This window comes from Candidatus Neomarinimicrobiota bacterium (assembly GCA_018651745.1).
Classification (GTDB): Bacteria; Fidelibacterota; Marinisomatia; order Marinisomatales; family TCS55; genus JAAZYX01.
This window is the reverse complement of sequence record JABIDL010000023.1, coordinates 1-10,219: the sequence shown is the minus strand read 5'-3', so window position 1 is coordinate 10,219 and position 10,219 is coordinate 1. Positions and strand designations below refer to the sequence as shown.

The 10,219-nt window shown below is 39.7% G+C and carries 14 protein-coding genes; all 14 read left to right on the top strand.

Annotation, left to right across the window (positions count from 1 at the left end; translation table 11 throughout):
- Window positions 1-160 precede the first annotated feature (160 nt).
- Window positions 161-397 (top strand): sulfurtransferase TusA family protein, encoded by a 237-nt coding sequence (locus HOD97_04075; protein MBT4280781.1) that lies wholly within the window; start codon window positions 161-163, stop codon window positions 395-397.
- 53 nt (window positions 398-450) lie between these two features.
- Entirely contained in the window at window positions 451-960 is a 510-nt protein-coding gene (locus HOD97_04070; protein ID MBT4280780.1) for a peroxiredoxin family protein, read from the top strand.
- 17 nt (window positions 961-977) lie between these two features.
- On the top strand, window positions 978-1,352 hold the full coding sequence (locus HOD97_04065; GenBank protein MBT4280779.1) for a sulfur reduction protein DsrE: 375 nt from the start codon (window positions 978-980) through the stop codon (window positions 1,350-1,352).
- A 14-nt stretch (window positions 1,353-1,366) separates the two neighbouring features.
- Complete coding sequence (locus HOD97_04060) at window positions 1,367-1,828, top strand: glycine cleavage system protein H (GenBank protein ID MBT4280778.1); 462 nt, start codon at window positions 1,367-1,369, stop codon at window positions 1,826-1,828.
- 28 nt (window positions 1,829-1,856) lie between these two features.
- A complete protein-coding gene (locus HOD97_04055; protein ID MBT4280777.1) occupies window positions 1,857-2,159 on the top strand; it encodes a thioredoxin family protein in 303 nt (100 codons plus the stop codon).
- A gap of 110 nt (window positions 2,160-2,269) precedes the next feature.
- A complete protein-coding gene (locus tag HOD97_04050) occupies window positions 2,270-2,989 on the top strand; it encodes a heterodisulfide reductase subunit C (protein ID MBT4280776.1) in 720 nt (239 codons plus the stop codon).
- 10 nt (window positions 2,990-2,999) lie between these two features.
- Window positions 3,000-4,208 carry a heterodisulfide reductase subunit B gene (locus HOD97_04045; GenBank protein ID MBT4280775.1) on the top strand — a complete coding sequence of 403 codons (1,209 nt, stop codon included), beginning with the start codon at window positions 3,000-3,002 and terminating at the stop codon, window positions 4,206-4,208.
- Window positions 4,198-5,259, top strand: a complete 1,062-nt coding sequence (locus tag HOD97_04040) for a CoB--CoM heterodisulfide reductase iron-sulfur subunit A family protein (GenBank protein MBT4280774.1) — start codon at window positions 4,198-4,200, stop codon at window positions 5,257-5,259. Before HOD97_04045 ends, HOD97_04040 begins: the two co-directional genes overlap by 11 nt.
- Complete coding sequence (locus tag HOD97_04035) at window positions 5,260-6,042, top strand: hypothetical protein (GenBank protein MBT4280773.1); 783 nt, start codon at window positions 5,260-5,262, stop codon at window positions 6,040-6,042.
- A gap of 119 nt (window positions 6,043-6,161) precedes the next feature.
- Window positions 6,162-6,533: a GxxExxY protein gene (locus HOD97_04030; protein ID MBT4280772.1), complete on the top strand. Its 372-nt coding sequence runs from the start codon at window positions 6,162-6,164 to the stop codon at window positions 6,531-6,533.
- Between the two features lie 120 nt (window positions 6,534-6,653).
- On the top strand, window positions 6,654-7,949 hold the full coding sequence (locus HOD97_04025; protein MBT4280771.1) for a (Fe-S)-binding protein: 1,296 nt from the start codon (window positions 6,654-6,656) through the stop codon (window positions 7,947-7,949).
- A gap of 327 nt (window positions 7,950-8,276) precedes the next feature.
- Window positions 8,277-9,023 carry an electron transfer flavoprotein subunit beta/FixA family protein gene (locus HOD97_04020; protein ID MBT4280770.1) on the top strand — a complete coding sequence of 249 codons (747 nt, stop codon included), beginning with the start codon at window positions 8,277-8,279 and terminating at the stop codon, window positions 9,021-9,023.
- A complete protein-coding gene (locus HOD97_04015; GenBank protein ID MBT4280769.1) occupies window positions 9,023-9,970 on the top strand; it encodes an electron transfer flavoprotein subunit alpha/FixB family protein in 948 nt (315 codons plus the stop codon). The genes HOD97_04020 and HOD97_04015 overlap by 1 nt, the downstream gene beginning before the upstream one ends.
- A gap of 3 nt (window positions 9,971-9,973) precedes the next feature.
- Window positions 9,974-10,219 (top strand): (Fe-S)-binding protein (locus HOD97_04010; protein ID MBT4280768.1); only part of this gene is annotated, 246 nt, incomplete at its 3' end.

Sequence of the window (10,219 nt, the reverse complement as noted above, 5' to 3'; positions counted from 1 at the left end):
ATATTGTTACTTTTCGTCAAGAAGGCACACGATATTTTTATTCTTTGGCCAATAATTTTATTAGCAAAATTCTCAACTGCATGAGCGAAGTCCAGGCGAAACTAGATTCCGGCGAATGGGATTTTGAATTTAGCATACCAAACAACTAAAAGGGAGTCACATGAACGATACAACATATGATCAGGAGCTGGATTGTAAAGGAATGAATTGTCCTTTACCTATCCTAAAAACTAAAAAACAGGTAGATGCGATGGATGTGGGTCAAGTTTTGAAAATGGAAGCTACAGACCCAGGATCAATCAATGACATGAATGCTTGGTCTAGACGAACAGGGAATGAATTACTGTCTCACAATGTTGAAGATGGTATTTATACATTTTTTATTAAAAAATCTTAATACTTTTAAAATAATTCAATAAAAAATAAAAATAATCTCGAGAGGAGTTTATTATGAGTGAACAAAAGAAAATGGCCTTAATTGCCTCCCAAGGAACATTAGATTGGGCTTACCCGCCATTCATTTTGGCATCCACGGCTGCTGCATTGGATATGGAAGTTCAAATCTTTTTCACATTCTATGGATTAACATTACTTAAAAAGGATATTAAGGCAAAAGTAGCGCCTGCAACCAATCCGGCTATGCCCATGAAAATGCCGTTTGGCCCAAAAGGATTTCAAGATTTTGAATGGCCAATGCCAAATGTTTTGATGGGAAATATGCCTGGATTTGAATCAATGGCTACTGGCCTTATGAAACAAACATTTAAAAATAAAGGCGTGGCATCCATTGAAGAATTAAGAGACATGTGTTTGGAATCCGGAGTCAAATTTATCGGTTGTCAAATGACCATGGATGTGTTTGGGTTTCAAAAAGAAGAATTCATTGATGGTGTAGATGTTGGTGGGGCGGCCACCTTTTTAGAATATGCTGCAGATGCAGATATTCAATTATTTGTATAGAAGATAAAGGAAATAAAATGTCAGAAGACGGAAAAGTAACCATATTTGTTACATCGGGGCCAGCAACACCACAACGATGCGCAACACCTTTCTATATGGCAAGTGTTGCTGCTGCCATGGATAATGAAGTAATGATCATTTTCCAAATTGATGGTGTGCTACTTATGAAAAAAGGTGAAGCTGATGCGCTATATGCGAAAGAAGGCGGAAAATCAGTTATGGACTTTATTCGTGATGCAAAAGAAGCAGATGCAGAAATGTATGTTTGTTCTGCAGCGCTTCAACTTCATGATATGACAGAAGAAGATTTGATTGAAGAATGTGATGGCGTTGTCGGCGCTGCCTTCATGACAGATGAAGGTCTCGATAGTAATATGGTATTAACCTATTAGTAAAAAGGAATATTATGGCTGAATTAAAAAATTGTATGCTACCGGATGATCTTCAATATCATGTGGATTTTAATGTATGGATTAAAAAAAATGATGATGGAACCGTTGATTTGGGTATGACAGATATTGCCCAATCGTTGGCAGGAGCCATGCTTCATTGCCGTGCAAAAAAAGTGGGAAAATCAGTTAAAAAAGGCAAAAGCATTGCCACGGTTGAAAGTGGGAAATGGGTCGGGCCAGTTAAGACGCCATTTGCCGGAGAAATTGTAGCCAAGAATGATGCTGTAGAAAGTGATGCTACTGTTTTGAATAGGAGTCCATATAAACAAGGGTGGATTGTTCGAATACAGCCAACTGATTATGATGGCGACTCTGGCGAATTAGTTATGGGTGATGATGCAATTTCTGGATTTGATGGTTATATGACAGAAAAAGAAATGGGTGAATGCATCCATTGTGAAGGATTTGAAGGCTAAAACAAAGCCTTGATGTGCCTTGGCCAAAATGACTCTTCGTATTTTTACACATCCTGCTTGCGGGGGATGTGGTCCTGCTGTGGAGATGGCGTGGGCTTTATCTGAAGCTCATGGCAATTTAAATTTGGAAACGGTCAAATTGGAAAATAAGACTGGGCTTTCAATAGCGCAGAAGGTGGGAATCAAAACAATTCCAACAATGATATTTTATAAAAATGAAATAGAAATAAAACGGATTGTGGGATTACCGAAAGTCGACCAATTAGAAAAAGATTTTTTAGAATTAGAAAATAGCCACAAAGGCTCAAAGACACAAAGAAATGAAAGTTGAAATGAAACCAAATATTTTCCCCTGTTATTGGGGAAACACAAAGGGGTCAAAAAATATCAAAACTCAATTAGAGTCTTCGTGTCTTCGTGTCAAAAAAAATAGGAATTAAGATGTCAATTTATACAGATGCTAAATACATGGATGTCCCTTATGAAGAGAAATTAAAGCTCTTCAAAGAAGTGAAAGATGACATGCGTTATGATCACAATTTATATGGATGCTATGAATGTGGCATTTGTGTGGCTGCATGTCCATCTGCCCGGTTTTACGATTTTAGTCCACGGGTTTTTGCTCAAATTATGGCAAGAGAAGATGTGGATACGTTTTATGAATTATTGAATGACAGCGTTTGGGATTGTTCTCAATGTTATTCTTGCACACGATGTCCCAGAGAAAACAATCCAGGTGGAATTATTCTTATGATGCGAGATGCAGCGGTTCGTGCCGGTATGCAATCTGCAAAAGATGCCCTTAAAGCATATAGTAGAATTATTTACAAGGTTATGTCCACTGGAACGCAAGTGGCGCCAGATATGCTTCAGCCAGACTTTTTCCCAGATTGGGGAACAGATGTAAAGGCCGTTGCAGAAAATTTGGATGTTTGGCGTCGTGCAATTCCACCAGAAACACTTCATACCACTGAACTGGCTTGGGATGTTTCAGAAAAAACGCGATTAGAATTATACATGATTTGGAAATTGACCGGGAATTTGGAGCTCATTGAAGGCATCGATGAAGGTATATACATGATTTTAGAAGAGGTGATGGAAGAATTATTGGACGACAATGGATATGATATTGATGATTTTGAAAATGTTTTAGAAGAATAAAGGGAATTATATGGAAACAACAACACAAGCGCCAGCGGTTCATACGGAATCTAAAGTTCCTTTAAGAGAATTTGTCCGTGATGGGAAACCGCCAACGGAAGATTATCGGGAAAAATTATTTGAATTGGAAGCGAAAGGCGAATTAGAAGTCCATCGTGTGCCAGAACCAATTGTGGAAGTAGAAACAAAATATGGCCGAAAGAAAAAAATCCCCATTGAACATACGTGGCATCATAAATCCTGTGGGCAGTGCGGACATATTCCCGGATATTCTACCGCAATATTCTGGTTACATCGTCAATTTGGATTGGATTATTATGATCCAAAAGATCAATCTTCCTGCACGGCTTGGAATTATTATGCTTCATCCACATCAAATCCTGCAGCTCAAGCGGCGATTGCTGTAAGAAATTTCGCCCAGGCAAAATTGGATGGGTATTTTCCACTCATTCACTGTGGAACAAGTTTTGGGCATTATAAAGAAACACGGGAAGAAATCATCCATCATCCTGAATTACGGGACCAAGTCCGCCGAATTATGGATCGTTTGAAAATGCCATTTGTCTTTCCAGAAGAAATTGTTCATTATTCTGAATGGATTCATGTGATGCGACATCGTATAGCAGAACGGCAAGTTGTTGATTTTAGAAATATTACCACAACAGTTCATCCTGCTTGTCATTATCATAAATTGGTGGTGGAAGATGCAATTTATGATAGGGAATTATATGATGGTCAACGAACGGCTATTGTAACGGGGCTCGTGGAAGCATTAGGTGCCACGGCGGCGGATTATTCCACTTGGCACGATTGCTGTGGATTTGGATTTCGCCATATTTTGGTGAGTCGAGATTTTTCACGATCCTTTTCTACTATACGAAAAATTGAACGGATGAAAGAAGAAGCAGATCCGGATGTGACCATTACTCATGACACGGGTTGTGTAACCACATTGGATAAAAGTCAATTTGCAGCACAAGCTCATGGGAGAAATGTGGGCATTCCTGTTTTGTCTGATGCGCAATTTGCAGCATTAGCCATGGGAGCACATCCGTATAATGTGTGTCAGTTACACTGGCACGGCGTTGATAATAAACCTTTGCTTGAAAAGATGGGAATTGACCATAAGAAAGCATGGGGCGAATTTGAAGCCATTGCCGAACGAATCGAAAGTGGCGAACTTGATTTTATGACCTGGGAGGATGCAGATGTCAAATAAACCAATTTTAGTTATTGGGGGTGGCCCCGCTGGATTGGAAGCCACTCGTGGAATTGCAGACCTTGGATATCATGCCATTTTGGTGGATAAATCCGATGTATTGGGTGGTAACCCCATTTCTGCACATTATGCAGCATTAACGCCGGATATGAGAAGCGCTGAAGAAGCTATGGGAGAAATGGTGGATGCCATTACGGATAATCCGTTGGTGGATATTCGATTGAATACATCGGTGATTGGATCTGAAGGCGATGCGCCAAATTTGAAAGTAACTTTGCAAAATGGTTCCAATGAAGAAGTGGTGGATGTTGGGTCTGTGATTGTATCCACTGGATTCCAGCATTTCGATCCGGGCAAAGAAACACAAATGTATGGTTATTATGAGCATGATGATGTGATCACTTTGGTGGATGCTGAAAAAATGTTGAAAGAAGACAATTTTCTTGTGCCATCCACGGGTAAAAAACCAGAACAAATCTGTTTTATCCAATGTGTGGGAAGTCGTGATCGTCAAATTGGAAATCAATGGTGCTCAAAAGTATGTTGTGGAATAGCATGCAAACAAGCGATTGAAATTCGAGATATTTTACCTGAAACACGTGTTTTCGTTTTTTACATTGATATGCGTATGTATGGCTTCTGGGAAGATGAAATCTATTGGAAGGCCCAGGAAGAAAAGAATGTGAATTTTATTCGCGGTATCGTGACAGAAATCACTAAACGTGGAGCCAAACTGTTAGTCAAAGGTGAAGATACTACCATGGGTCGCCCAATGGAAATCCCAATGGACATGGTTGTATTATCCGTGGGAATGGAGCCGAGTAAAGGAACGACCGAAATGGCCGGCACATTTAAATTGCCATTGGAATCACATGGATTCATTGAAACCACTGGTGGTGCTTTGAATACAGTTCAAACTAAAGTGCCGGGTGTATTTGTAGCAGGTGCTGCTGCTGGACCTGCAGATTTGGAAGATTCCATCTCTATGGGTGGATCTGCGGTAATGAAAGCTTGCGCGTTTTTAAGGAAATCTGAACTACAGTCTGCCTAAATGCTTTACGATAATGTAAGTATTCAAGAAGTGGTGGATTCAGAAGCAGCTATGGAATTCATGAAAGAAGCTACCAAATTAGCGACTTCTACTGAATTAGAAGATATTGGCTTAAAGTTGGAAAAAAAGGCCAATTTATTTTCTGATTTATTATCAGAAGATCATATTTCTGATTTGACAGAAAATGAATTTTGTCAACTGGTCGGTTCGATCTTTTCCATAAAACGGAAAGCGAATCGCATCTTAAAAGCCAACGGATTTGAATCGCTTCAACAATCCATAACTGATTTGTTATATAGCGATGATAACATTGATCTACGCTTTAATAGATTCATTGATTCAGTGGACAAGTTGGACGGCCCCATGCGTGTGAATTTTGCCAGCGAACTCTTGCATTTTTCCAATCCGAAGAAATATTGGCTATGGACCAATTGGATATGGGATTCAAAAACAGGAACCGGCTCACTGCCATTAATTGTTCAAGAAGGTGTAGACCTATCTGGGCAATCCGATGGTGAAATTTATGGTAAAGTGGGACAATCATTGGCTTTGGTCAATGCAGTGGGGCACAGTATTGGATTTTCCGATTCAGGGAAAGGTTTATTTGGGACAGATGTATTTCTCGCATGTGTGTATGCCGTTTATATGTATACCGTTTTCCGTGTCAAACTTTCTCAAGAATTCAATAGAATTTTACCCGAATTATCAGAATTAGCCCAAAGAGTTTTGGGTGTATATAAGTTGGACAGGATTACAGGATTACAGGATAAAACAGGATTATAAAAAACTAAAAAAAAGAAAAATGGCTTGAAAATAATAATTGAAATAAACCAGCAGATAAAAAATAATTACGGAACGGTATTTTCTTATCCTGCAAATACTGTAATCCCGTCTATTAAAAAATGAAATACGAAGAATTAACAGAACAGATAATTGGATGCGCATACAAAGTGTATAACACGATGGGTTTCGGATACTTGGAATCAGTTTATGCAAAATGTATGGCGATTGAGATGGATAAAATTGGTTTGAAATACGAAATGGAAAAGGCCATAACTGTTTACTATGAAAACCAAATAGTTGGAGAATATTTTGTGGATAAACTTGTTATGGGAGAAGTTATAGTTGAGTATAAATCAATTCGAACTTTGGCTAAATCTCATGAAGTCCAATTGGTAAATTATCTTACTTCGACTAAAAAGGATGTAGGACTTCTCATAAATTTTGGTGAGAAAAAAGTAGAAATTAAACGAAAAGTTAGAATATTAGATTAAACTGGATTACAGGATAAAATTAATCGACAGAGAAATAGGTTGAAAAACATGATAAAAATATACAAACTTTTATTTTCTTATCTTGTCAATCCTGTTATCCTGTCTAAACAAGGATAGAGTATGTCTGAACATAAATACGAAAAGTGGATTCAAAAAGATAATGTCGTTATCGATGGGATTGATATTTCCGGTGAATGGAATAAAATGTATGAACCACGGGAAATTACAGAATACGATATTACGGGATTGGAGAATGTGCGTGACTTGGTTGGCGGAGAATCCATGGGATGGTGTTATCAATGTGCACAATGTATCGGTGTTTGTCCCGTTGACAATGTGGGTAGTTATGGCCCAAGAAAAATTTACAGGAAGCTACAAACAGGCATGGATTTATTTACGCATGATGATTTGTGGATGTGCACAACATGTTCCAATTGTTTACGCGTTTGTCCCAAAGAAGTAGATATGATGAAAATTATGCCAGCAGTTCGAGAGCAAGCGGTTTTGAATGGAAATGTTCCGGCTGAGCTTCAAGATATGTTGCAAAATGTAGCAGAGTATGGAAATCCCATGGGCGATTCTGCCCGGAAACGTGTGAAGTGGCTGAAGAAATTTGATGAGCCGGTTCGCGATTTATCCAAAGAAGATGATCCCCAGCCAGTGGATATTTTATGGTATGTGAGTGATTATTTTTCATTCCATGGTCGTGGAAATGATGCGGCAAAATCTATGGTTCGCGTTTTTAATCGTTTGAATGTTGATTTTGGAATTTTAGGGAAAGAAGAAAAATGCGATGGTGACTCTCAACGACTGGTGGGTGAGACGGGCTTATTCGAAGAATTGGCAGAACATAATGGTGCGCAATTCGATAAATATGACCATAATAAATTGGTGGTAAGTGATCCGCACGCATTTAACGCCTTTAAGAAATTCTATCCAGCCGTTACCGGGAAAGAATATAATCTTCAACATTATACTCAATTTTTGGCTGAACAAATTGACGCTATATCCAAACTCATGAAGAGACCTTTTCCAAAGAAAGTGACTTTTCATGACCCATGTTATTTGGGTCGCCATAACGGAGAATATGATGCGCCACGAATTTTGTTAAATGCGATTCCAGGAATTGAATTTTCTGAAATGTATCGTTGCAAAGAACAAGGCTATTGTTGTGGCGGCGGCGGCGGCGGAATGTGGCTGGATGGCTTGGTCGCTGATCATACCACGGAACGCTTATCCGAAAACCGTGTGAAGGAAGCCATCGAAGTGGGCGCAGAAGTCTTGGCAGTGTGCTGTCCTTATGAAGTATCTCGATTCGAAGATGCCATTAAATCAACAAATAATGATGGAAAATTGATCGTCATGGATATTATTGAAATCATGGATTACTGCATGGGAGACGACGCAGAAGCTTAATGAAAGTCGATATGCATATAGAAACAGGGGATTGCGGAATGGGAATGCCTGTGATTCGGTCTTGGCAAGCCATGAAAAAATTATCGGTTGGAAATATTTTACATTTAACCAGTTCTCATCCATGAGCTGTTCCGGATATGGAAGCCTGGTGCAGGTCGACTGGACAAAAATTATTAAACATAAATGAAGATGGACAAACACGACATTTCTTTGTCCAAAAAATGAAATGAGTGAATAACATTGCCACAAAGGCTCAAAGTCACAAAGAAAAATATTGAAAAAATCCTTTGTGCCTTCGCGTCTTGGTGGAAAAAAACAGGAGAAAAAATGAAAATAGTAGTCCCATTAAAACAAGTTCCAGATTTGGTGGAAGACTTGGAAGTAGATGCTTCCGGGAAAGCATTAGATACGGACGATATAAAATTTAAATTAAATGAATTTGATGACCATGCATTAGAAGAAGCCATTTTATTGAAAGAAAGTGGCGCTGCTGATGAAGTAGTCGCTATGGCGATTGACAGTGATGGGGCAGATAAAATGCTTTTTACGGCTATTGCCAAAGGTGCGGATAAAGCGGTCAAGCTTACGGGTGGGAATCCTTCCGATAGCCATCAACTGGGAAAAGCATTTGCCAATGCTTTAGAAACAGAAGGGTATGATATGGTATTTACCGGTGTCCAATCTGTAGATGACAGAGATGGACAATTGGGACCCATTGTAGCGAGCTATTTAGGTGCACCATGCGTGAGTGTTGTGTCCGGCGTGAGTGTTTCAGGTGGAACAGCAGTAGTGCATAAAGAATATTCAGGTGGTATGATGGGCGAATTTGAAGTGGATATGCCGGCCGTATTGGGCATTCAAGCTGCGAAGAAAGCGCCAAGATATGCACCAGTGAGTAAAATTCGCCAAGTGCAGGAAACCGCATCTATCGAAGAAGTATCCATGGGCGATTTAGGTGGTGGGAGTGGAAGCAATGTTGCAAGTATGGCACCACCTGCAAAAGGTTCCGGTGCGAAAATGCTGGACGATGTGGAAGATTTAATCGAAGTTTTAAAAGATAAAGGGGTTATCTAATGGGCGATATTTTAGTCATAACTGAACATTTAAAGGGCGAATTCCAGGACATTACTTTTGAAATGCTGGGAAAAGCCAAAGAATTAGCCGGTGCGTCCGGTGGTCAATGTGTCGCCGTTACATTTGGGAGCATGAACGGAAAAGCCGGTGAATTGGGCGTAGCCGATTCTGTTATTTCGGTTGGTGGAAGTGACGATTTTAATCCGGAATCCTATGCTGCGGCTGTTCAGTCTGTGGTGAGTGCAAAATCGCCTTCATTGGTGATGGTTGGCTCTACATCCATGGGAATGGATATTGCCAATTCGGTTGCGACCGCATTAGAGTTGCCAACCGTTTCTTACTGTATGAATATGAGTGCAAGTGGTAGTGGATTTTCATGCACCAGTTCTTTGTATGGCGGAAAAATGAATGTAGTCACTGATGTGGCTGGTTCTGCCGTAGCGATGATATTAGCAGGCGCATTCAATGCGGATGCTGGCAAAAGTCCAGGATCACCATCGGTAGAAGATTTTTCTGCTGATTCAGGTGCAGGAAAAGTTCGATTTAAGCAACTCATTGAACCGGAAGCAGCGGATGTGGATATTACTCAAAGTGAAATTCTTGTAGCGGTAGGTCGTGGAATTGGAAGCAAAGACGATATAGAATTGGCGGAAGAATTAGCTGAAGTATTGGATGCTGATTTGGCGTGTTCCCGTCCGTTAGTGGATGCGGGCTGGATGTCGAAAGCACATCAAGTGGGTAAATCCGGAATGAAAGTAAAACCAAAAGTCTATATTGCTTTGGGCATTTCTGGCGCACCGGAACATATTGAAGGCATGAAAAGTTCATCCACAATTATTGCCATTAACTCGGATAAAAATGCACCCATCTTTGATGTGGCTCATTATGGAATGGCAGAAGATTTATTCGATGTGGTGGAAGAATTGGTTGAAGAGCTGGAAGATTAATCCATGTTAAGTCCTAACGAACAAATTGCATTTATTCTATTAGTCATTATCTGTGGTGCCTTGGCATTTCAAGGGTTTAACCGAATTTTTAAAACGGTTAAATCAGGTGCAAATGCAGATAGAAGTGATAATCTCATTGGGCGGTTTATTACTGCCTTGATTGATGTATTTCTGCAAAAGCCCATTGCCAAAGCACGTCCCATTGTATCCATGTTTCATTCATTTATTTTCTTTGGATTTAGTTTTTAT